Raw genomic sequence first — 20,810 nt, 5'->3', positions numbered from 1 at the left:
GCCGTCGCCGACACCATCAATAACCGGCCCCGAGAAATCCTGGGCTGGCGAACCCCCGCAGAAGCCTTCGCCGAACAGCTACGCTCAACACAACAAGCCGCTGTTGCATCGACTGCTTGAATACGGCCAATTCAGATCCAAACGCGTCGTGCGGCTGCTGAAGAACAACGGGCTGCACGGATCGATGGGACGGGTGGGGTCCTCCAGTGACAACGCGGCCATGGAATCGTTCTTCTCGCTCCTTCAAAAGAACGTTCTGAACACCCGGCGCTGGAACACCCGCGAGGAGCTCCGCCTCGCGATCGTGGTCTGGATCGAAACGAAATACAACCGCCGCCGACGCCAACGACCGCTCGGAAAACTCACCCCCGTCGAGTTTGAGACAATTTACACAACCGCAAACGCGGCCTGAAAACCATCAACCCCCAGTGACAACCAAACTCTGGGCAGACCCTCTTGTCCTCGGGAATCCACTTGAAGGGCAGTAAATCAGGGACGTAAGAACTTCTGGAATTGGGTTAAGAATAGGTTTACGAGACACGTCGGCGATGGCTAGCCGAGGCCGATTAGTTCTCACACTCGGTCCGCTATGCGAGTTCTCGAGGCCCTCGGGCGGCTGTTTTCAGGTGCGCGTGGGTGCCGTTCCGGCACGCGCGTCTGCGACCGCATCGGCGAAGCAGCGGGTGATCGATTGGGGGTGAGTTATTGCCGTGCCGACGACCACTGCGAAGGCGCCGGCAGTGAGGCAGTCATGCGCTTGGGCTGGCGTTCGTATGCGCCCTTCGGCAATGACAGGTGCAGCGAGGCGACCGGCCAGCGCTGCAAGCAGTTCCAGGTCGGGTCCATCGGTTTTGGGCCGTTCGCCCGTGTACCCGCTGAGCGTGGTGCCGACACAGTCCGCTCCCGCATCTTCTGCGGCGAGGCCATCATCGAAAGACCCCACGTCAGCCATCACCAGAGCGCCGGTCTCTTTATGCAGGCGCCGAACCGTCTCGGCGAGCGACAACCCGTCGGGCCGCGCCCGGCGTGTACCGTCGATCGCAACGATTTCAGCGCCCGCGCGCACAACAGCCAGAGCATGCTCATACGTGGGCGTGATGAAGACATCGTCGTGGCCGTCTTTCCAGAGGCCGATCTGGGGTAGGGCTACGCGTTCGTGGATGAGGGCGATGTCGCCGAGGCCCTGCGCGCGGATTCCGACCGCTCCCCCTAGAACCGCGGACTCTGCGATCTGCGTCATGGTCTCGGCGTTGCGCATGGGCTCCCCGGGATAGGCCTGGCACGACACGATCAGCCCGCCCCGCACTGAGAGAAGGGTCGACGGGGTCTCGGGTGTGAGGCCGCTCACGAGACCGCCCCCGCCTCGATTAGGGCTGGATGCTCACTGCGGAAAACCGACGCCGCTCCCGCGAGTGCAGCATCCGCACCTGACTCGGCGGGTACGACGGGGCAGGCGCGGAGCATCGGAATGACCTCATTCTCGATCCCTCGCAATACCGCCGACCACCACCGGTCACCGCCGCCGCTTAAACCACCACCAACCACGACGACATCGGGGTCCAAAGCGTTGATGAGGCTACCGAGCGTTCGGCCGAGTGCCATGCCAGCGGTGTCGATGACGATGGCGGCGAGCGAATCGCCTCCATCGGCAAGCGTGAAGACGGCCTCGGCGTTCGTCGCAGGATCGATTCCAGCGGGCAGCGCACGGGCCGAATAGACAGACGTGATCGCCGGACCGGAGGCCACTGCCTCGAGATGCCCGCTCCGCCCACAGGTGCACGGCAGGCCCGAGGCCTCGGCAGAGGGCATGTGCCCGAAGTGTCCGGATGCACCGTGGGCGCCCGTCTGCACGGTGCCGTCGATGACGAGGGCGCCTCCGATCCCGGTGCCAGCGGTGACCATCAGCACTGTTCGTGCACCCCGGCCAGCACCGAACTGGGACTCACCCACGGCATGGGCGTGTACATCGTTGACGACGGTGACGGGCATCCGGAGTCGCGTCGCAAGGAGGCGTGACAACGGCGTGCCAGTCCAGCCGGGCAGGGAGGAGGTCGACGAAATGACACGGCCGACACCCGGTTCGATGACACCGGCCGAGCCGACGCCGCAACCCAGCACCGGCAAGGCACCCGATCGCGAGAGCACGGCGACGGCGAGCCGGATCGCGGTTTCGACAACGGCTTCGGGCCCGAGCTCGGAGGGTGTGCGGGCGGATGTTCCGGCCCAGACCCGGCCGTCTGTGTCGACCAGCCCGACGGCTGTCTTGGTGCCGCCGATGTCGATGCCGAGCACTAACTCTCCGGCCGGCGCATCTGCCCCGGCCGAGACCCGGCCTTCGTCGGCCTCGAACACGGGTACCGTGCTCGCACTCATCGAACGAGCAGACCCGCGCGGTCAACGATCGCGTTGATGAGGTCGGTGGTGGTGGTGTCGAGCGGCGGCACTGGAGGCGACATGTGGTTGGTGGCAATGATGCCCAGTCGGACGAGGGCCGTCTTGAACGCGCCGAGACCGGCAGCCTCACCGCTTACACCCTGCGCCTGGAAGACAATTTCGAACAGTGAGCAGAGGTCTTCCTGCAGGTCCCGGACGCGATCCCATTCGGCATTCTGTGAGGCGTTGTACATCTCGACATAGCGGCGCGGGTCGACGTTTCCGAGACCTGGCACGATGCCGTCGGCGCCCCAGAGCAGTGCGCCGTCGGCTACGACCTCATGTCCGGTGAAGAGCACGAGCGGGCTGCCAGCGGCCCTGTTGGCCAGTACAAGGCGGCGGAATGCCACGTCGTCGCCGCTGGAGTCCTTCACTCCCGCGATGACACCCTCGCTGCCGAGCCGCACGAGCATCTCGACCGAGAGCTTGTTGTACACCCGCACCGGGACGTCGTAGGCGAACACCGGCAGCGTGGTGGCGGCGGAGAGGATGCGGAAGTGGGCTTCGATCTCGGCGGCGCTCGGCCGGGCGTAGAAGGGAGCGGTCGCGACGACAGCGTCGGCGCCGGCTGCTTCGACGAGCTGCAGCTGCTCGAGCATCCGCGGCGGCGTCATCTCGTTGAGCCCGACGACGATCGGAATCCGGCCGGCCGCGACTCGCACGGCCTCTTCGATGACCGTGCGACGCTCAGCGTCGGTCAGAAAGGCGACCTCGCCGGATGAACCGAGCACGAAGAGACCGTGCACCCCACCGGCGATCAGGTACTCGATGAGGGTTGCGAGCGAGGGCAGGTCGAGAGCGCCGTCGGCGGTGCGGGGGGTGACGACGGGCGGGATGACGCCGTGGAAGCGGGGGGTGGTCATGGTGGTTCTCCTTGAATTGGTGAAGAAAGGTAGGGAAAGTCGGCGGCGAGGCTCCAAGGTGGTTGGCCCGCCTGTCGGGTCAGCGCGTCAGGAGCCCGGGGGCAGCGCCCAGCAACGTGCGGGTATACGGGTCGGCGGGATGCTCGAACACCTGTCTTGCCGTACCGTCTTCCACGACCCGCCCGAAGTACATGACGAGGATGCGGTCGGAGACGTAGCGCACGGTCTGGATGTCGTGCGAGATGAAGACCATCCCGAGCCCGAGTTGTACTTTAAGGTCGGTGAGCAGGTTCAGGATCTGCGCCCGCACTGACACGTCAAGCGCCGAAGTCGGTTCATCGGCGATGATCACGTCAGGCTCCAGCGCGAGCGACCGCGCGATCGCGACGCGTTGGCGCTGGCCGCCGGAGATCTGAGACGGAAGCACTTCGGCGGCCGATGGTGGCAGCCCGACCAAGGCCAGCAACTCGGCCACGCGGCTCTCCCGCGCAGCCTTCGAGCCGATCCCGTGCACATTCAGAGGATCGATCAGCACGTCGTGCACGCTCATCCGAGGATTGAGCGCGGTGGCCGGATCCTGGAAGATCACCGACACGGCCTTGCCGTAGGCCCTCGCGGTCGATGCCGACCGCCTGTCGATGTTCGTACCGCGAAAGAAGACCGAGCCCGAGGTGGGCTTTTGCAGCCCCACCATCACTCGGGCGAGGGTGGACTTGCCACAGCCCGACTCCCCTACGACACCGATCGTCTCACCGCGGTGAACGCTCAGGCTCACGTCATTGACGGCGTGGACACGGTCGGGCCGGAACAGCCCACCGGTACGCGCCTTGTGCACCACATTGATGTTCTCGAGCCGCAGGATCTCGGTCGCACCTGTTCCTGTCGCCGCTGTTCCTGTCGCAACCGTGGCTGCGCCCGTGTCTGCCGTGCCGGTCATCGCCGCGCCTCCAGTTCATCGACGGGCAGGCCGATGCCGGCCGCTAGTTCGTCACCGACCGGTAGGTCGACGGGGTTGAAGCTTGCGAAGGAGTGCTCCGTGCCCGGGATGAGTTGCAGCTCCGGCCGCTCCGCACGAACAACAGACCCGCTGAGGGATCGCGCCGCGAACCGGTCGCCCGAGGCGAAGTCTCGGGGAGAGGGCACCATGCCGGGAATCTGGTGCAGGCGCTCCGCCCCATCTTCGATCGAGAGCACTGAGCCGAGCAGCCCTCTGGTGTACTCGTGCTGAGGCCTGACGAGCAAGCTGGTCGTCGGTGCCGACTCCACCACCTGGCCGGCATACATCACGGTGATGCGGTGGGCGAGCTCTGCCACGAGGGCGAGGTCGTGACTGACGAACACCATCGCGAAGCCGAGCTTCTCGCGCAAGTCGTTCAGCAGGTCGATCACTTGCGCCTGCACCGTGACATCGAGTGCAGTGGTGGGCTCGTCGGCGACGATGAGCTTCGGGCTGCGGGTCAGCGCCAACGCGATCAGTACCCTCTGCCGCTGGCCGCCACTCAGTTCGTGCGGGTAGCTCTTCAGCGTGCGGGCAGGGTCCAGTCCCACTAGTTCGAGCAGCTCTTCGGCGGTGCGGGTTCCGCCTCGTTTGAGCAGCTGGTTCAGTTGGCTGCGGATGAGCATCGACGGGTTCAGTGAGCTGAGGGCGTCCTGGTAGACCATGGACATGTCGTGGCCACGCAGCGCATTGCGCTGGCCGGGAGCAAGTTCAAGCAGGTTCCTTCCCTCGAAGAGGATCTCGCCGGTGACCTTCGCTGATGCGGGCAGCAGCCCCATGATCGCCAGGCTGGTGATGCTCTTGCCGCAGCCTGATTCGCCGACAAGTGCCATGGTCTCGTCGGGTCGCACCGAGAAGCTCACGTTGTCGACCACGGCGACATCGCCGTGCCGTTCCGGGAACCGGATGCTCACGTTCTTGACCTCCAGAAGCGGGGCAGCGATCCCGCGGTACACCAGACGGTCGGTGCGGCCGCGTTCGGCTGCCCGCAGCTGATCGAGGTGGCGGCGGAGCGTCTCAGGCTCATAGAGCGTCGCGGCGGTCGTGACCGTTGCCAGCTCTGCCTCCGACCCGTCGACTTCGGCGACGGCCGCCACGGCGGCAGCGTTCTTGCGTACGCTCGGTCGCACCATGGCATCCGTGATGCCTTCGGCGAGGATGTTGAGGGCGAGCACCGTGAGCAGAATGAGGAGGCCGGGGAAGAATGTGGCCCACCAGCCGCCGCTCAGCAGCAGGTTGCGTCCGTAGGAGATGACGTTGCCCCAGGAGGGTGCAGGGTCCTGAACGCCCGCCCCGATGAATGACAGGCTTGCCTCGAACACGATGGCGTCGGCGACGAGGATGGTCGCGAAGACCATCACCGGCGCCGCACAGTTGCGGGCGACGTGCTTCAGCAGGATGTACCCGATGCGCGCGCCCATCACCCGCTCGGCCAGGACATAGTCTTCTCCGAACTGGCTGAGCACATTCGCCCTGACGATGCGCGAGAGCTGCGGAACATAGAGGAACGCCAGCGTGCAGATCAGCACGGGCAGCGACTTGCCGAACACCGCCACGAAGACGACGGCGAGGGCGATGCCGGGGAACGACATCACGATGTCGAGCAGGCGCATGATCGTCTCGGAGACGGCCTTCCTCGCGGTCGCGGCGATCGAGCCGAGTACGGCAGCCGCGACGAGCGCGATGGCGGTCGCTCCCAGGCCGATGGCGAGCGAGTAGCGCGCTCCATACACCAGGCGGGCGTAGATGTCCCGGCCGGTGCGATCGGTGCCGAACCAGTGATCGGCCGATGGCGGTTGTGCGGGGATGCCGGACTCGAGTGGGTCGTGCAGTGCCACGAGGGGGGCGAAGACGGCGGCCAGCACGATGAGTGCGAAGAAGACGAGGGCGATCTTCGATCCGATTGGCAGCGCTTTCAGGCGCAGGCCGGGTGCGCTGAGGCGGTCGGTGAGCGTACGGCGCATGGTCTCAGACCGTTCTGATTCGTGGGTTGATGAGCAGGTAGAGCATGTCGACGACGATGTTGACGATCACGAAGGTGAGCGCGATGATCAGCGTCACGCCTTGCACCAGGTTCGTGTCACCGGCGGTCACTCCGTTCAGAATGAGCTTTCCCATACCAGGGAGGTCGAAGATGACCTCGATCACCACCGCGCCGCCCAGCAGGTAGCCCACCCGAAGCCCAAGAACGGTGACGGGTGTGATGAGGGCGTTGCGGAGCACGTTGCGGCCCACGACTACCCTCATCGGCAGACCAGATCCGATGGCCGTGCGCACGTAGTCCCGGTCGAGTTCTTCGACCATCGACGTTCGCACAACTCTGGTGAGCGAGGCCGCTACGGGAATTCCCAGGGCGAGTGCGGGAAGCCAGAGCGACTGCAGCCAGCCGGTGAACGAGTCGCCTGGGTTGACGTAGCCACCGCTCGGGAATATCTGCAGGTCGAGAGCGAATGACTTGATGAGCAGGATGGCCAGCCAGAACGACGGCGTGGCGATGCCGGCGATCGACACCACCCGGATGACCTGGTCGGGCCACCGGTCGCGGTAGAGCGCAGCCAGTACTCCGAGCACGAGCGAGAGCACGACCGCGATCAGCAGCCCGAGGAAGGTGAGCTGCAGGGTGAGCGGGAACGCGGTTGAGATGAGCGAGGTGACCGGCTGGGCGGGAGGGACCGTGTCGCCGAGGTTGCCGGTGAAGAGCCCGCCGAGAAAACGGAAGTACTGCACGAAGAACGGATCGGTCAGCCCATGCGAGACACGGTAGGCCTGCTTGGCCGCCTCCGTGGCGCTCTCACCGAGCGCATTGGTGGCGGCATCCGTCGGCGTGAACTGCATCACGAAGAACACGAGCAGCGTGATACCGAGCACCATGAACGGCAGCCAGATGAGCCGCCGCCCCGCCAGCCTCAGCAGTGCGATCATACGGTCGAACCCACGTCCAGGAACGACAGGCCGGTGATCGACAGGGGCTTGAAACCGGGGACCTTCGCGCCGTCGTACGCCGTGGGCAGCTTGCGGTGGAAGAGGGGATAGAGAGGGACGTTCTCAGAGATGATGTCGTAGATCTGGCCCCACGTCGCCTTCTGGGCGGCTTCGTCGGACGCTGACGCAGCCTGGTTGAGCAACGATGTCACCTCGGCGAATTCCGGAGTGCCCGCCCAACGGTAGCGACTGACCGGCCAGACCGAACCGGCGAACCACCAGCGCAGCAGCAGATCGGCGTCGGGACCGAATACTGACGGGTCACCGGGCGCGACCATGACCTGCAGCTCTCCGCCGTCAACCTTCTTGTACTGACCCCCCGACTGGCCGATGTCGAGTGTCGTGGCGATGCCCACCGAGTCGAGACTCTCCTTGATTAGCGGTGCGACGTCTTTCACCCACGCCGTATCGGTGGTCAGGAGCGTCACCGCGAGGTTGGAGACACCGGCGTCGGCGAGCAGTTGCTTCGCTTTGGCCGGGTCGTGGCTGTAGACCGTCTTCGCCTCGACATAGGAGGGATGATCTTTCGGTACGAAGCTCGTCGCGGCCGTCGCGTTGCCGAGCAGGGCTGTGCTGATCACCTTGTCCATGTCGATGGCGTAGAAGAAGGCCTGGCGAACACGCTTGTCGTCGAAGGGGGCCACTGAGCAGTTGAACATCATGAACAGCAATCCGAACGATTGCACTGAGTCGACGGTCAGCGTCTTGGCGAGTCCGTCGGCGTCTAGGTAGGGCACGTCCTCGATCGCCTCGACCCGGCCCGACTGCGCGGCGGTGACCCGGGCCGACGCATCCGAGAGCAGGTTCCAGGTCATGCCGGCGGCAAGCGCTGGCCGCGGGCCGTTGTAGGCATCGAAACGCTCGAACACGATCTTGTCGTCTTTGGTAGCCGAAACATACTTGTACGGCCCTGAGCCCACGGGTAGGCTGTCGTAAGCGGCCTGGTCGGCCGTCACCAAGGCCTTTGGCACGACCTTGACGACCGAGATGCGGCTCGGGAACAGACTGAAGGCGTACTTCAGCTTGAACTGCACGGTCGAGGCGTCGACAGCGGTCACTGAATCGACGAACGGCAGGAAGCCGAGATACAGGGAATTGTTCGCCGGATCGAGCACGCGGGTGAACGAGAACACGACATCGTCGATCGTCACCGGACTGCCGTCGTGGAACGTCGCCCCACTGCGGAGCGTCGCCTGCCAGGTCGTGTCGTCGACCTGCGTGGGAAGGGACGTGGCAAGGGCAGCGTAGGGCTTGCGGGTGACCGGGTCGAGGTCGACGAGGCCCTCCAGCACGTGCCAGTTGCCTGCGACGGTCAGCGCGGCCGAGGTGGTCATGGGGTCGAAGCCGGTCGAGAGCGGGTAGGACATTCCGGCGGTGATGAGCCCGTCGGTCTTGACCGGACCGGCGGACCCGCCGGCGGCACCGTTGGCTCCGGTCGTCGAGCTGGGGCCGGAGCAGGCCGCCAGTGCGGCGACAATACCCATGGCGCCGACGGAGCCGATGAAGGCGCGGCGGCTGGTCTGCAGGTGGAGCACGTCTTTGAGCATGTTCTGCCTTTCGAGGGAATATCGGACATCAGATGTCCTAAGTCAGTACACTGAAACTAATACCTCACCACGCGAAAGGTCAAGCTCGAGATGGAATCCACTACAACGCCTCCACGCGAAGCGTTCATCATCGAACCCGGCCGCCGCCGCAACACGGTCACCGACCAGATCAAGAACTACATCCTGAAGAACGAGCTTCGCCCGGGTGATCTGATGCCCACGGAGTCGGAGATCTGTGCCGCGCTGGACGTGAGCCGGTCAAGCGTTCGCGAGGCTATCCGCACCCTTCAAGCTCTGGACATCGTCGAGGTGCGCCACGGATATGGCACGTATGTCGGCAACCTGTCTCTGGCACCTCTCGTCGAGGGCCTGGTCTTCCGGGGCGTGCTCAGCCCTGAGAACAATTTCGCAGCCCTCCGTGAGGTCGTGGAAGTTCGCGAGGCGCTCGACCTGGCCATGGCGCCGGCGATTGTCACGGCCCTGAATGGGTCGAACGATCTCGCCCTCAGGGAATTGGTGGCAACAATGGTCAAGAAGTCCACAGCCGGCGAGTCCTTCCCCGACGAAGACCTCGCATTCCACTCCCGCCTCCTGAGTTATCTCGACAACGCTCTGGTGGGACAGCTCGTGGCCGCATTCTGGGAGGTCAACACTGTCGTATACCCCCTCCTCGGCTTACCGCCTGCGGCCGACATGGACGAGACAGCGAAAGCCCACGGTGCCATGCTCGACGCCGCACAGACCGGCGACCTCGAGGCTTTTAAAAAGGCCGTCATCGACCACTACCAGCCCCTTCGCCGCGCTCTCGAGAAAGCGACCACGGCTCACTGAGCTTTGGCGACGATACCACGTACGGGCTGGACATAGGATGTCTGATGTGGTTGGGTGGGCGGACCTCCAGTAGAAACCGGATCCCACATGCTCGCAAATCTCAACGGCTGGCACGCCGTCATCGTCATTGCTGTTCTGCTCCTTCTGTTTGGAGCAACGAAGCTTCCCGCACTCGCGCGCAGCCTCGGCCAGTCGGCTCGTATCCTCAAAGACGAGGTCAAGCCAGAGCTTCGCACCCCCGCCGCCACCGATGACGTTTAGAGTCGCGGTCGTCGGCACCGGTGCGTTCGCCCGCGAGCATGTACTCGCACTGCGAAGCCTCCCCGGCGTGGCCGTCACGCATGTAGCAGGCTCCGATCTTCGCAGGGCTGATGCCCTCGCGGCGCTGGCTGGCGGCGCTGCCGCCACCACCGACATTCACGCCGCCATTGACCGGGACGATGTGGACGCGGTCGACGTCGTGAACGCGACACCAGACCACCACCGGTGGACTGTGGCCGCGGGCGAGGCGGGTAAGCACGTTCACGTCGACAAACCCGCCGCCCTCACTGTCAGCGATTTCGACGAGATGGTGGAAGCGACCGAAGGCCGTGGTGTCACCCTGATGGTGGGTCAGACTGTACGCTTCCAGCCGGTGATCACGGAGTTGCAGCAGGCCCTCGCACGCGGTGAGATCGGTGATCCGAAACTTCTGCATGTGAGCTGGTACACCGGGCATGTCTGGCCGAACGGCTGGCGGGGTTGGCAGCTCGACGTGTCACGGTCGGGCGGGCACCCGGTACATAACGGCACGCACAGCATCGATCTCGCCGTCTGGCTGACCGGCTCGACGCCGGTCGAGGTATTCGCGCGGAACTTCCCCACTTTTGCGGCAGAGATGCCCATGCCCGACAGCTTCCAGGTGCAGGTGCGATTCGAGAGCGGAGCACTTGCGACGCTGGAGCTCTGTTACGCGCTCCGTCAACCGGGCGAGTTCCTTCGGCGCATCGTACTCGTCGGCACGGAAGGCACGCTGGCGCACAGCACCGACTGCGATCCGGGGCTTTCCTCGCCCGGGCATCCGGTTGCCCCGCCCTCGATCGAGAACGCTCTCTCCCTGCAGCTCGGGCACTGGGTGCGGGCGGCGCAGGGCCTCGAACCATTCATCGTCACGACGACGCAGGCGCGTGTCGCGTTGGCGACCGCGGTTGCGGCGCAGCGTTCCCTCGAGACCGGCCAGCCCGTTCGAATCTCGCATGACCAACCGAAAGCCCGATTAACGGGAGTCGCGGCATGACCGCTCCGCTCAGAGTGAGCTTTGCGTCTGGCGTCCGGCATGCGCTGCCCTACCTCCAGCTGCTCGGCCGTGACCCCCGGGTCAAGATCGTTGGGGTGGCTGAGCATGACGACTGCCCCGACTGGATGATCGCCGACAGCCGCCGGACTGCAGCGGAGGCGGGCGTACCGTGGCTCGGCGATATCGCACACGCCCTCAATGCTCAGGCCGTTGACCTTGTCGTAGTCTGCAGCGAACCGACCCGGCACGCCCAGCTGGCCCTCGAAGCCTTCGAAAACGGCATCGACGTCCTCGTAGACAAACCCGTTGCGACCACCCTCGCCGACGCGGACGCGATCGCCGCCGCCGCCCGCCGCACCGGACGGGTCTGTGCCGTCATCAACCGCACCCACGCCCCAGGGCTTCGCCGGGCCCGCGCCTGGGTCGATGCCGGGCACCTCGGCCTGCCGCGCCACATCGACGTCGAGTTTCTCGCAAGCGGCGCCCACTTCACCACGTCAGTCGAACGCCCTGAGCTGGTGATCGATCCCGCTCTCAGCGGCGGCGGCGAGCTGCTGAACTTTCTGGGTTACTGCGTCGACAGCATCCGGTACCTGACCGGCATCGAGACGACCAGCGTCTACGCGATGGCCGGTGCACTGTTCGACAATGGCCACGCACGCTTCGGCGTCGAAGACACGGCGGTCGTCTCGCTCGGGCTCGAACACGGAGTGACGGCGACCGTGACGGTCGGGCGCGTTCCCTTCGCTCCCGGGCTCGGGCCGACGAGCACAAGCATCCGGCTGCTCGGATCGCACGGGCACGCGAGTATCGACGATGACCGGCCAGCCGTCACGCGTTATGGCCGCGAGCCGATTGTCGCTTCCCACGCCGTGGGAGGAGTCGGATCCGGTGCCGCGCTGGCGGGGTTCTTCACAGACCTCGTAGACGCACTCGTTGCGGGGCGAACGCCGGACTACGGTATTGCGGATGCCCGCGCCTCCATCTCGGTGATCGACGCCGCTTACCGGGCGATCGCCTCGGGCGCCGTCACGGTGCCGCGATGATCGTCGGCGCCTACGCGGCTGCACCGCCTGACCTCGCCTCGAGACCAGATCTCGAGCAAGAGTGGTACCGAAGGCTCCGCCAGACGCCGGGCACCACCGGGCTGGAGTTGCCATTCGCCTCAACGCTTCATGCGGGGGGCATGGCACGGCTCGCCCATCTGCTCGACCCTGCCTGGCGAAACGTTGTGACCTGCATTCCCGGAACCGGACGCATCCTCCCCACCGATCCGCTCTACGGTCTCGCGTCGAACGACCCGGCTGGTCGTCGGCGTGCGCTCACCGACATGCGAACGGTGCATACCGAGGTCACGGCACTCACTGATCTTCTCGGCGAAGGCTCCGTGCAAGCGATCCAACTGCAGTCAGCACCGAACCGAACCGTCGCCGCGTCGTCAGTCGGCGCCTTCACCGCATCGCTGGCCGAACTCCAGGCGCTCGACTGGCGGGGAGCCGCCCTCATGGTGGAGCACTGCGACGCCTTCCTGCCGGAGGCTGCGTGGGCTGCCCAGAAGGGTTTTCTCACACTGAAGGAGGAGATCGCCGCGGTCCAGGATGCCGAGGCGAGCGGCACTCGCCTCGGCCACACCCTCAACTGGGCGCGATCGGTCATCGAGACCCACGATCCCTTGGAGGCGTCCCGGCACGCGGTACTTCTCCGCGAAGCGGGCGCACGTACCGCGCTCATGTTCTCGGGGGTTTCGCCTGAAGCGACCGGTTACGGCGTAGCCTGGCTGGACGCGCACCTGCCCTGCGCTCCAGAACTCTCCTGCCCGGGGATCCCGGAGAACACTGGTGCCGAGCCGACGTCACTGCTCACGACCGAGGCGATGGGTGCACTGTTGGCCACGGCAGGGCCGCTGATGTACGCCGGAGTGAAGGTGGGTGCGGCACCGGAGATGACGTCGATCGGACAGCGCGTACAGCCCACCCTTGCAACGCTCGGCGCGCTCACCACCCTCACCGCTCAAACCCGGTCCGGGAGCCCATCCTGAGCGCCTGAGTAACGACGCTTCGTCAGAGCTGCTGCCAGGCTGGACGGTTCGCGTAGACGTACCGGTAGTAGTCGGCACGTTCGAGCTGCGCCGCGGCCGCAGCGTCGACGATTACCGTCACGCGCGGATGCAGCTGGATGGCGGAGGCCGGAACAGACGCGGTCACCGGCCCCTCGACTGCCGCAGCAAGCGCAGTGGCTTTGGCCTCACCGAATGCCAGCAGAACAAGGTGCCGTGCACGGAGGATGGTGCCGATCCCCTGTGTGACGCAATGCTTTGGCACGTCATCGATCGAGTCAAAGAACCGCGCGTTGTCGGCCCGCGTTTCGGGTGTCAGCGTTTTGACGCGCGTCGGTGAAGCGAGCGATGACCCCGGCTCGTTGAACCCGATGTGACCATCGGTGCCAATGCCGAGCACCTGCACATCGACGCCGCCAGCTGAAGCGATCGCAGCCTCGTAGTCGGCGCCGGCATGCGCCAGTTCGTCCGGGTTACCGTTCGGCACATGAACCCGCGAAGGATCGAGCCCGAGCGGCGCGACCACCTCCCGCTCGATGACCTGCCGGTAGCTTTCGGGGTGCCCGGTCGGCAACCCGACATACTCGTCGAGAGCGAACGCGGTAACCCCTGAGAAGTCGAGCCCGAGAGCCGCCAACGCCCGGTAGAGCGGAAGCGGGGTGGAACCGGTCGCCACACCCAGCACGGCGGCAGGATAATCCTGCACCAGTCGACCGATGATGCCAGCGGCCAGAACACCAGCCTCCTCCGCGTTTGCGACAATCACGACTTCAGACACAACGACTCCTTATATACAGGTCGAAAAAATTGACAGCGACACGAGAACCTATTTCAGAGCCACACGGGCGCCGATCACGCGGGCGGTCGAGGTCGAGGCGCTGGTGACCGTCCAGGTCGAATCGGGCACGAAGTAGCCCTGCGCGACCTCGGCGGCCGTGACCGTGTGCTTCGGCGTAGAGCACGTGTACCCGGCGCCGGGAGCAAGATTGGTGTACCGGCAATTGCCCGCGCCCGGGGGGACAAGGGGCGAGACATTGCCCGAGGTCGGTGCGACGGTGACGGTTGTCGAGAAGGTGTTGGTCACCGCGAAAGAGTAGGGAACCAGTTCGCCGGCCGTGTAGGGCTGGGTGGTGACGTTCCGACCTGCATCGTTTCGGGAACCCGTGATGTGCACTCCATCGATCGACGTTGTGGTCGTCGCAGCCGATGGGCAGCTGTAGTCGAGCCAGGTGTCGCTGAAGCGGGCGAACTGGATGCCCGAGGTGTAGCTGGACTCGTAGAGAACCCCGAGCTGCCCGTTGCCCAGCCTGGTCGCCGTCGAATACGCCGAGAACCCGGAAGCGATCGGACGCACCGACGACCATGTCGCACCATTGTCACAGGACACACGAGCTGACACGTTCTGACGGGAGCTCGTGCTGTCAGCATTCGTGAACAGCAGCTTGGCCGCGTCCGCAGAACCAAGCGCCGCGTCGGGGAACAACCGCGTGATCGACGCGTTGTTGCCCGGATCGGGCAGATCGGTGTCGGTGGTCACCGCACCCCAGGTCTGACCGCCGTCAGTCGAAGTCGCGACCTTGCGACTGCCGCCCGTACTGGCCCGCGAATTCAGCAGCAGCGACCCGTTCGATAGCTCGACGACCTTGTTCTCATCCATTCCCGTGCCGACGAAGGCACCGCGTCTCCAGGTCGCGCCATGGTCGTCGGAATACACCGAATACGCCTGCACGGTCGTGGAGCCATCCGCCTGCAGCACCGTTCCGGCAAACTGTTGCACGAGTCGGCCTGCATACGCTCCATACTTCAGCTGGATGCCCTCTCCCGACGAGGCGAACATTCCTTTGACGGCGCCCGGTTGAGGGCTGCTTCCACTGGTTCCGGGTTTCACGATGGTCGTGATTAGTTGTGGGGCTCCCCACGTCAGCCCTAGGTCGGTCGACTCTGACACCTGCGCGCTGATGATGCTGCGGTTCGCGTCGTCATTTCCGTACGCGCTTCCTGCGAAGCCCTGGCCCTTCGAGTAGACCGAGAACACGAAGAGCTTCGCGGCCACCGCGTCGTAGACAAAGCTCGGATCGCTGTAGCCGATCTTGGCGGCGCCATTACCGGCTGTGTCAGGGTTGCCGGCGCGAACGATGGTCTGCGCGGCCCACGTCGCACCATTATCTGTGCTGCGCCGCATCACGATCGAGTTCGGATTCGGCGAATCGGCCGCACTGGTGGGCCGCCCGTCTCAAGCCGCCACGACAATGTTGTTGCCCAGATAGGCGAGCGCTGGAATTCGATAGGCGGCGAAATTCCCGGCAAGCGTCGAGCCGAGGTTCTGCTGAGCGAAGGTGCCTGGCGGATCGGTCGGGGTCGCCTGTGCAGCAATGGCGCCAGTGGCGACAAGGCCTACGGCGACAGCGATTGCAACGATTGGTGACAACCAGCGGCGATGCGACATTGCAAGCTCCTTTGAACAGATGACATCAGATGTCCTATGTCGCTCAGGGTAGAGGATTGCCGCATCACACGTCAAGCCAGGCTTGCCGAATGGACTGACCGGCTCGTCAGCACTCCCCCGCCTGATATGACCATTCCTGTCACCCTGATCGACGCGTCAGGGCCGGCGAGTTGCCTGCCGACTTGTGCTGTTTCGGAAACCTGAAGTTTCTGAGGCACACCACTCACCCAAACGGTTGGCCCATATGTGGGAATCGCGGCGATGATTGGCCTCTTGGCTGCAGCACTATTTGTCCCCCACGGGCATTGAGGCCGAGCTCTGCTTGTTGGATCGTGTCGGCAGTTAGCGGAGGATGCCTTGTCGGCGGGCGGCGGAGACGGCGGCGGTGCGGGAATTGACGGTGAGTTTGGAGAAGATGTGCGCGAGGTGGGACTTGACGGTCGTCTCGCTGACGAAGAGCTCCTCGGCAACTTCAGTGTTCGATCGGCCTGCGGCGACGAGTTCGAGCACCTGGATTTCGCGGCCGCTGAGACTGATCTGGGGTGCGCGCATCCGGTTGAGGAGCCGGGAGGCGATGACCGGGGCGAGGGCGCTCTCACCTGCTGCGGCGGCGCGGACAGCAGCGATGAGTTCGTGGGGTGGGGCGTCTTTGAGAAGGTAGCCGCTGGCTCCGGCCTCGACGGCGTTGAGGATGTCGGAGTCCGAGTCGTAGTTGGTGAGCACGAGGACATAGGGCGGGGCTTCGAGGGCGCGGATCCGCCGTGTGGCGTCTGCACCGGTGACTGTCTGCTGGGAGCCGAATTGGAGATCCATCAGCACGACGTCCGGGTTGGTGCGTTCGGCGAGATCGACGGCCTCGTCGGGTGTGCCGGCTTCGGCGGCGACCACGAAATCCTCCTCCAGGCTGAACAGGGCGACGAGACCGGCGCGGACGATGGGGTGGTCATCCGCGATCACGAGCCGGATCATGTGACCTCCGCCAGGTGCAGATCGACGGCCAGGGTGGTGCCGCGGCCGGGCGCGGCGTCGAGGGTGAGGGTTCCGCCGAGCTGCTGGACCCGCTCCGAGGTGGCTTGCAATCCGAAGGAGTCCGACTTTTCGGCCGTATCCTGCAGAAGGTGCTCCGGGTCGAAGCCGGTTCCGTTGTCAGTGACGGTGAAGTGGAGTTCGTCGTGGTCGGTGGCGATGGTGATGGTCGCGGTGGTGGCGTGGGCATGTTGGATGACGTTCGCGACTGCTCCCTGCGCGATGCGCAGCAGCGCTGTCTGCAGGTGCATCGGCAGAGTGATCGTGTCGGAGACCCGCACGTGAACGTCGAGTCCCTGGGCCACCCACTGCGTGCGGGCAAGGCGGCGGAGCGCAGCGCCGAGGGTCTGGTCATCCAGCTGGGGCGGGGTCAACTCGCGGATGAACCGGCGCGCCTCGACGAGGTTCGCAGCAGCTGTCTCGCGGGCGAGCCGGAGGTGTTCGATGCCGGGGCGGCCGGGGTCGGCGCGTTCCGCGGCGTGCAGCAGCATCTGGATGCTGGAGAGACCTTGCGCGAGAGTGTCGTGGATCTCGCGGGCGAGCCGTGCCCGTTCGGCGAGAACACCCGATTCGTGCTCGGTCGCCGCGAGCCGGCCCTGGGTTGCCAGTAACTCGCTCAGCAGCGCTTCGCGCTGCACGGCCTCGCGGGCGAGAGCCTGATAGCCGAGCCCGATAAGTAGTGCGACGCCAGCGCCGACGAGCGGGCCGACGACACCTCCAACGGTCCAGCCGCCATGGATCCCGAGGGCGCAGATCGCGACAATCGTGGACCCCAGGATCGCGGCCGACCCCCACCAACGTCCGAGGAGATGAAGAAAGAGGAAGAACAGCGGGAAAACCAGGTAGGCGGCATCCGGGCTCAGCCACAGCAGAACAACCCATTCCACGGTCAGGGCCGCCAACCAGACCAGACGCAGTCCTCTGCCTGATCGAACGGTTCGTGGCAGCACAGCGCCGACAGCATAGGTCAGCCCAAGGAACACCGCGACGAGGACCACCGCGACGCTCGCGTCGGTCGGGGTGAGGATGGCGCGGAGGATGACCAGCGCGGTGAGGGCGATGACGAGCACGTGCAGGCCTGCGCGCAACCCCACGAAAACGGGAGTCAATGCGTTGTGCGCCATGGCCTGAACTCTACGCGGCGACTCCGTGTGGGTCATCGTACAAAAGGACGATTGGGGCCTCACCATTTCGGGCGGGAAAGGGTGTCCGGGTGGCCGATGACCCGGCCCCGCCGGGACGCGAGAGTGGAGTGGCCGCCGCATCCGGTGGCAGGAAAGGCACACACCATGTTCGTCGCGTTACGCGATCTCCGCTTCGCCCGCGGCCGGTTCATCCTGATCGGCTCCGTCGTCGCCCTCATCACCATCCTCGTCGGTTTCCTCAGCGGCCTCACGGGTGGACTCGCCACCCAGAACATTTCGGCCGTGCTCGCGCTGCCCGGTGACCGTGTCGTGTTCTCTGCGCCCACCACCGGAGACAGCGGCGCGAGTTTCTCCGACTCCACCATCACGAAGCAGCAGGCAACAGACTGGGCCAACACGAGCGGAGTCACGTCCGCCAAACCCATAGGGATCAGCCAGACCCGCGGGGAGGCCGGCGACACCCGCGCAGCGATCGCCGTGTTCGGCGTGGAACCGGGCTTCGACCCCGATGCGCCGACAGGCGACGGATTGCTCGGCCTGTCCGACCCCGCAGCGAAAGCACTCGACGTGACCGGCGGCGACGAGGTCACCATCGCCGGTACCACCTACACCGTCGAAACGATAGGCGGAGACGGCTGGTACAGCCACACCCCCGTCGTGCAGATGACCCTCACCGACTGGCAGGCCTACTCCGCCTCGACCGGCAATGCTGGCGCCTACGCCACCGTTCTCGCCGTCACCGGCAGCCCGGACTGGGATACCGCAGACACCACGAACGCCACCGTGTCCCAGGGCACTCTCGGATCACTGATGGCGCTCGGCGCGTTCCGTTCCGAGATCGGATCCTTACTCCTCATGGTCGTCATGCTGTTCGGCATCTCCGGACTCGTGATCGGCGCGTTCTTCACCGTCTGGACCATGCAACGAAAAGGCGATGTCGCTGTCCTCAAAGCCCTCGGCGCCAGCACGCGCTCGCTGATCCGCGACGCACTCGGACAAGCACTGATCGTGCTGATCCTGGGAATCGGTATCGGCCTGGGATTGGTGACCGTGTTCGGTACCCTCGCCGGCACCGCGCTGCCCTTCCTCCTCAGCCCGATCACGACCATTATTCCCGGCACGATCATGATCGTCCTGGGCCTTGTCGGGGCCGCGTTCGCTCTTCGTTCCGTCACCTCCGCCGACCCCCTCACAGCCCTTGGGAGCAACCGATGATCCGCCTGAACAACATCACCCTCACCTTCCCCGACGGCGACGCCCGCGTCACCGCCGTCGACAACATCTCCCTCCCCGCCCACCCCGGAACCGTCACAGGGATCACCGGGCCCAGCGGGTCCGGCAAATCCAGCCTCCTCGCCGTCGCCGCCACCCTCATCCGCCCCGACTCCGGCCAGGTACTCATCGACGACATCGACGCCACCCGGCTGAGCCCCGGTGAGGCAACCGAGCTCCGCCGCACGAAGATCGGAATCGTCTTCCAGCAGGCCAACCTGATCCCCTCCCTCACCGCCCGCGAACAGCTGACCGTCATGAACGAACTCGGTGCCCCGCACGGCAGGCGCAACCGCACCGTCGTTTCCGCCAGGGCAGACCGTCTCCTGGACGCCGTCGGCCTCGCAGGCCAGGGCGACAAAAGACCCCACCAGCTCTCCGGAGGCCAACGCCAACGCATCAACATCGCCCGCGCCCTGATGAACAACCCCAGTGTCCTCCTGATCGACGAACCCACAAGCGCCCTCGACCAGGAACGCGGTGCAAGCATCATCGACCTCATCGTTCGACTAACCGATGAGCTCAACACGTCCACCCTGCTCGTCACCCACGACCTCGTCCACCTACCCAGGATGCACGGAACAGTCCACCTCGTCGACGGCCGACTCGTCGACGAAATGGCCACAATAAGCCCGTCCTAGATGTGGATATCCAGTAGACAGCATGGGTTGCCGCGACCTTGTGTTGCTGAGCTAACCGGTGAATGGCCTTGTTCCGTGATCGCTCGGTGACGCGTAGACGCGGGACTACCTCGCTCGATTTCCGTGCCTATTGATCGGAATCCGGACGAGATGTGATGCGGCTGCCTCCCCCAGTTCGCGAACACGGCCGCCGCCGAAAGCATGTTCTCCTAAAAGATCATCAAGCACTAAAGACAGCGGACAACGGCTAGAGAAACTGGGCAATTCAATCATCAGTATTCTGTGTTGAATATATAAAAGAACGAATGCCGACCGCAGCTTCGTCGCTGAAGCCGGCACTCGTAAGAACCGGGCCTATCCGTTGTAGGGCGCGGCCGCGAGGATCTCGACAGTGAGCTGCGCCCCCGACTGGGAGGTGTAGCTGATCGTGTCTCCGACATGGCTGCCGATGATCGCGTGCCCGAGCGATGATGATGGCGAGTACACCTCGACGGTGACATTCGGGTCGAGTACGGAAAGGTTCCTATCGCCGAGGAGAAAGACGGTGGAGCGGGTGTCGCCTGCGAACAGAGCGGTGATTCGCATCCCGGGTTCGACAAGGCCGTCGTCTGGCTTGATCGTCGCTTCAGCACGCCGAAGGAGTTGCCGCAATTCCTGCACCCGTTCAACTTCGGTTGGGGTTGGGGTGGGGAGGCTCGTGAGTTTCGCGAATTCCTCCGTTAACGTTGCAAGCGCAGACGGCGGGATCCACGTCATTTCGTCGTACATACCTTTTCCTTCTCTCGAGGTTAGGTGGCTTTGTCACCAGATGAACTGAACAGCCTACGGGGACTGCGGACGGTTTACTCGATCTGGAAGGCAAAGGCCACCGTGCCCCGCTACCGAAAACACCCTGCGAGGTTCGGGTCAATACGATTTAGCGTGCTTCGAAAACCTAAAGGATTTCAAGACACAGGGCGGGTCTCCCTGGCCGCTGTCGGGATGCGCTGGATCTCGCAGGACTGGCCTGTCTCAACAACTCGTCTCGCTGGACGTGACGTCTTGTTATGCAGCTGGAGGGTTCCTGAGACGCGGGCGGGATTATCGATCACGCCTTTCGGCGTCGGAGGGCTGCCTCGTGAAAGAGTTGAGCGGATCCGAAGCGCAGGCTCGAGGCAGTCGGGCGAGCAGGATGTCCTCCGCGATCACTTAGGTCACCAAGGTTCCGCTGCGGCGGAGGTTCGGGTCGACGGGAATGACGCCGACGCGAAAGGGCGCGTCGGGATGGCGGGGGAGGCGGCGCCGGTGACAGCGAC

General features: G+C 65.0%; 20 protein-coding genes and 1 pseudogene. 8 read left to right on the top strand and 13 right to left on the bottom strand.

The features are described 5' to 3' along the window. Positions 1–412 (top strand): transposase (locus B7R21_RS02965; RefSeq protein ID WP_437184171.1); only part of this gene is annotated, 412 nt, incomplete at its 5' end. A gap of 210 nt (positions 413–622) precedes the next feature. Here the strand turns inward: B7R21_RS02965 and B7R21_RS02960 are convergent. From B7R21_RS02960 to B7R21_RS02930, 7 genes are all read right to left on the bottom strand, one after another. After that, a complete protein-coding gene (locus tag B7R21_RS02960; protein ID WP_116281746.1) occupies positions 623–1,348 on the bottom strand; it encodes an N-acetylmannosamine-6-phosphate 2-epimerase in 726 nt (241 codons plus the stop codon). Next, complete coding sequence (locus B7R21_RS02955) at positions 1,345–2,373, bottom strand: ROK family protein (protein WP_116281745.1); 1,029 nt, start codon at positions 2,371–2,373, stop codon at positions 1,345–1,347. The genes B7R21_RS02960 and B7R21_RS02955 overlap by 4 nt, the downstream gene beginning before the upstream one ends. Further along, positions 2,370–3,296, bottom strand: coding sequence for a dihydrodipicolinate synthase family protein (locus B7R21_RS02950; RefSeq protein WP_116281744.1), 927 nt, complete (start codon positions 3,294–3,296; stop codon positions 2,370–2,372). Before B7R21_RS02950 ends, B7R21_RS02955 begins: the two co-directional genes overlap by 4 nt. A gap of 79 nt (positions 3,297–3,375) precedes the next feature. Then, a complete protein-coding gene (locus B7R21_RS02945) occupies positions 3,376–4,233 on the bottom strand; it encodes an ATP-binding cassette domain-containing protein (RefSeq protein WP_116281743.1) in 858 nt (285 codons plus the stop codon). Then, positions 4,230–6,257, bottom strand: a complete 2,028-nt coding sequence (locus B7R21_RS02940) for a dipeptide/oligopeptide/nickel ABC transporter permease/ATP-binding protein (protein ID WP_116281742.1) — start codon at positions 6,255–6,257, stop codon at positions 4,230–4,232. The genes B7R21_RS02945 and B7R21_RS02940 overlap by 4 nt, the downstream gene beginning before the upstream one ends. 4 nt (positions 6,258–6,261) lie before the next feature. Then, on the bottom strand, positions 6,262–7,215 hold the full coding sequence (locus B7R21_RS02935; protein ID WP_116281741.1) for an ABC transporter permease: 954 nt from the start codon (positions 7,213–7,215) through the stop codon (positions 6,262–6,264). Then, positions 7,212–8,822, bottom strand: a complete 1,611-nt coding sequence (locus tag B7R21_RS02930; RefSeq protein WP_116281740.1) for an ABC transporter substrate-binding protein — start codon at positions 8,820–8,822, stop codon at positions 7,212–7,214. The genes B7R21_RS02935 and B7R21_RS02930 overlap by 4 nt, the downstream gene beginning before the upstream one ends. 90 nt (positions 8,823–8,912) lie before the next feature. Here B7R21_RS02930 and B7R21_RS02925 point away from each other — a divergent pair, with 90 nt between their 5' ends. The 5 genes from B7R21_RS02925 to B7R21_RS02905 all read left to right on the top strand — a co-directional run bounded on the left by B7R21_RS02925 (position 8,913) and on the right by B7R21_RS02905 (position 12,967). Next, positions 8,913–9,653 (top strand): FadR/GntR family transcriptional regulator, encoded by a 741-nt coding sequence (locus B7R21_RS02925; protein ID WP_116281739.1) that lies wholly within the window; start codon positions 8,913–8,915, stop codon positions 9,651–9,653. Positions 9,654–9,740: 87 nt separating this feature from the next. After that, on the top strand, positions 9,741–9,914 hold the full coding sequence (locus B7R21_RS02920; protein WP_116281738.1) for a twin-arginine translocase TatA/TatE family subunit: 174 nt from the start codon (positions 9,741–9,743) through the stop codon (positions 9,912–9,914). Next, positions 9,904–10,929 (top strand): Gfo/Idh/MocA family protein, encoded by a 1,026-nt coding sequence (locus B7R21_RS02915; RefSeq protein ID WP_116281737.1) that lies wholly within the window; start codon positions 9,904–9,906, stop codon positions 10,927–10,929. The genes B7R21_RS02920 and B7R21_RS02915 overlap by 11 nt, the downstream gene beginning before the upstream one ends. Then, the gene (locus B7R21_RS02910; RefSeq protein ID WP_116281736.1) at positions 10,926–11,975 is read left to right on the top strand and encodes a Gfo/Idh/MocA family protein; all 1,050 of its coding nucleotides are present in this window, start codon (positions 10,926–10,928) and stop codon (positions 11,973–11,975) included. The genes B7R21_RS02915 and B7R21_RS02910 overlap by 4 nt, the downstream gene beginning before the upstream one ends. Then, complete coding sequence (locus tag B7R21_RS02905) at positions 11,972–12,967, top strand: DUF4862 family protein (protein WP_116281735.1); 996 nt, start codon at positions 11,972–11,974, stop codon at positions 12,965–12,967. Before B7R21_RS02910 ends, B7R21_RS02905 begins: the two co-directional genes overlap by 4 nt. A 22-nt stretch (positions 12,968–12,989) precedes the next feature. On the opposite strand, the gene nagB is transcribed toward B7R21_RS02905, so the two are convergent. From nagB to B7R21_RS02885, 5 genes and pseudogenes are all read right to left on the bottom strand, one after another. Beyond that, positions 12,990–13,763 carry a glucosamine-6-phosphate deaminase gene (gene nagB / locus B7R21_RS02900; protein WP_116281734.1) on the bottom strand — a complete coding sequence of 258 codons (774 nt, stop codon included), beginning with the start codon at positions 13,761–13,763 and terminating at the stop codon, positions 12,990–12,992. Between the two features lie 48 nt (positions 13,764–13,811). Next, positions 13,812–15,176: pseudogene (locus B7R21_RS02895) on the bottom strand (sialidase family protein); the annotation flags it as partial. A gap of 42 nt (positions 15,177–15,218) precedes the next feature. After that, the gene (locus tag B7R21_RS20570; protein WP_253259605.1) at positions 15,219–15,431 is read right to left on the bottom strand and encodes a hypothetical protein; all 213 of its coding nucleotides are present in this window, start codon (positions 15,429–15,431) and stop codon (positions 15,219–15,221) included. Positions 15,432–15,773: 342 nt separating this feature from the next. Continuing rightward, positions 15,774–16,400 carry a response regulator gene (locus B7R21_RS02890; RefSeq protein ID WP_116281733.1) on the bottom strand — a complete coding sequence of 209 codons (627 nt, stop codon included), beginning with the start codon at positions 16,398–16,400 and terminating at the stop codon, positions 15,774–15,776. Next, positions 16,397–17,581: a sensor histidine kinase gene (locus B7R21_RS02885; protein ID WP_116281732.1), complete on the bottom strand. Its 1,185-nt coding sequence runs from the start codon at positions 17,579–17,581 to the stop codon at positions 16,397–16,399. The genes B7R21_RS02890 and B7R21_RS02885 overlap by 4 nt, the downstream gene beginning before the upstream one ends. A 165-nt stretch (positions 17,582–17,746) precedes the next feature. Between B7R21_RS02885 and B7R21_RS02880 the strand changes: the two genes are divergently transcribed. After that, the gene (locus tag B7R21_RS02880) at positions 17,747–18,817 is read left to right on the top strand and encodes an FtsX-like permease family protein (protein WP_116281731.1); all 1,071 of its coding nucleotides are present in this window, start codon (positions 17,747–17,749) and stop codon (positions 18,815–18,817) included. Next, positions 18,814–19,515: an ABC transporter ATP-binding protein gene (locus B7R21_RS02875; RefSeq protein ID WP_116281730.1), complete on the top strand. Its 702-nt coding sequence runs from the start codon at positions 18,814–18,816 to the stop codon at positions 19,513–19,515. The genes B7R21_RS02880 and B7R21_RS02875 overlap by 4 nt, the downstream gene beginning before the upstream one ends. 354 nt (positions 19,516–19,869) lie before the next feature. Here B7R21_RS02875 and B7R21_RS20845 read toward each other — a convergent pair whose 3' ends face one another. Then, positions 19,870–20,271: a GreA/GreB family elongation factor gene (locus B7R21_RS20845; protein WP_301182544.1), complete on the bottom strand. Its 402-nt coding sequence runs from the start codon at positions 20,269–20,271 to the stop codon at positions 19,870–19,872. Positions 20,272–20,810: the final 539 nt, after the last annotated feature.

Source organism: Subtercola boreus (genome assembly GCF_003399625.1).
Taxonomy (GTDB): domain Bacteria; phylum Actinomycetota; class Actinomycetes; order Actinomycetales; family Microbacteriaceae; genus Subtercola; species Subtercola boreus_C.
Note: the sequence above shows the minus strand (reverse complement) of the source record. Positions and strands in the feature narration are given on the sequence as shown.

Bases quoted from the DNA above. Each gene is read 5' to 3' on its own strand.
- B7R21_RS02955 (WP_116281745.1), bottom strand. From the start codon at position 2,373: ATGAGTGCGAGCACGGTACCCGTGTTCGAGGCCGACGAAGGCCGGGTC.
- B7R21_RS02950 (WP_116281744.1), bottom strand. From the start codon at position 3,296: ATGACCACCCCCCGCTTCCACGGCGTCATCCCGCCCGTCGTCACCCCC.
- B7R21_RS02945 (WP_116281743.1), bottom strand. From the start codon at position 4,233: ATGACCGGCACGGCAGACACGGGCGCAGCCACGGTTGCGACAGGAACA.
- B7R21_RS02940 (WP_116281742.1), bottom strand. From the start codon at position 6,257: ATGCGCCGTACGCTCACCGACCGCCTCAGCGCACCCGGCCTGCGCCTG.
- B7R21_RS02935 (WP_116281741.1), bottom strand. From the start codon at position 7,215: ATGATCGCACTGCTGAGGCTGGCGGGGCGGCGGCTCATCTGGCTGCCG.
- B7R21_RS02930 (WP_116281740.1), bottom strand. From the start codon at position 8,822: ATGCTCAAAGACGTGCTCCACCTGCAGACCAGCCGCCGCGCCTTCATC.
- B7R21_RS02925 (WP_116281739.1), top strand. From the start codon at position 8,913: ATGGAATCCACTACAACGCCTCCACGCGAAGCGTTCATCATCGAACCC.
- B7R21_RS02920 (WP_116281738.1), top strand. From the start codon at position 9,741: ATGCTCGCAAATCTCAACGGCTGGCACGCCGTCATCGTCATTGCTGTT.
- B7R21_RS02915 (WP_116281737.1), top strand. From the start codon at position 9,904: ATGACGTTTAGAGTCGCGGTCGTCGGCACCGGTGCGTTCGCCCGCGAG.
- B7R21_RS02910 (WP_116281736.1), top strand. From the start codon at position 10,926: ATGACCGCTCCGCTCAGAGTGAGCTTTGCGTCTGGCGTCCGGCATGCG.
- B7R21_RS02905 (WP_116281735.1), top strand. From the start codon at position 11,972: ATGATCGTCGGCGCCTACGCGGCTGCACCGCCTGACCTCGCCTCGAGA.
- B7R21_RS20570 (WP_253259605.1), bottom strand. From the start codon at position 15,431: ATGTCGCATCGCCGCTGGTTGTCACCAATCGTTGCAATCGCTGTCGCC.
- B7R21_RS02890 (WP_116281733.1), bottom strand. From the start codon at position 16,400: ATGATCCGGCTCGTGATCGCGGATGACCACCCCATCGTCCGCGCCGGT.
- B7R21_RS02885 (WP_116281732.1), bottom strand. From the start codon at position 17,581: ATGGCGCACAACGCATTGACTCCCGTTTTCGTGGGGTTGCGCGCAGGC.
- B7R21_RS02880 (WP_116281731.1), top strand. From the start codon at position 17,747: ATGTTCGTCGCGTTACGCGATCTCCGCTTCGCCCGCGGCCGGTTCATC.
- B7R21_RS02875 (WP_116281730.1), top strand. From the start codon at position 18,814: ATGATCCGCCTGAACAACATCACCCTCACCTTCCCCGACGGCGACGCC.
- B7R21_RS20845 (WP_301182544.1), bottom strand. From the start codon at position 20,271: ATGACGTGGATCCCGCCGTCTGCGCTTGCAACGTTAACGGAGGAATTC.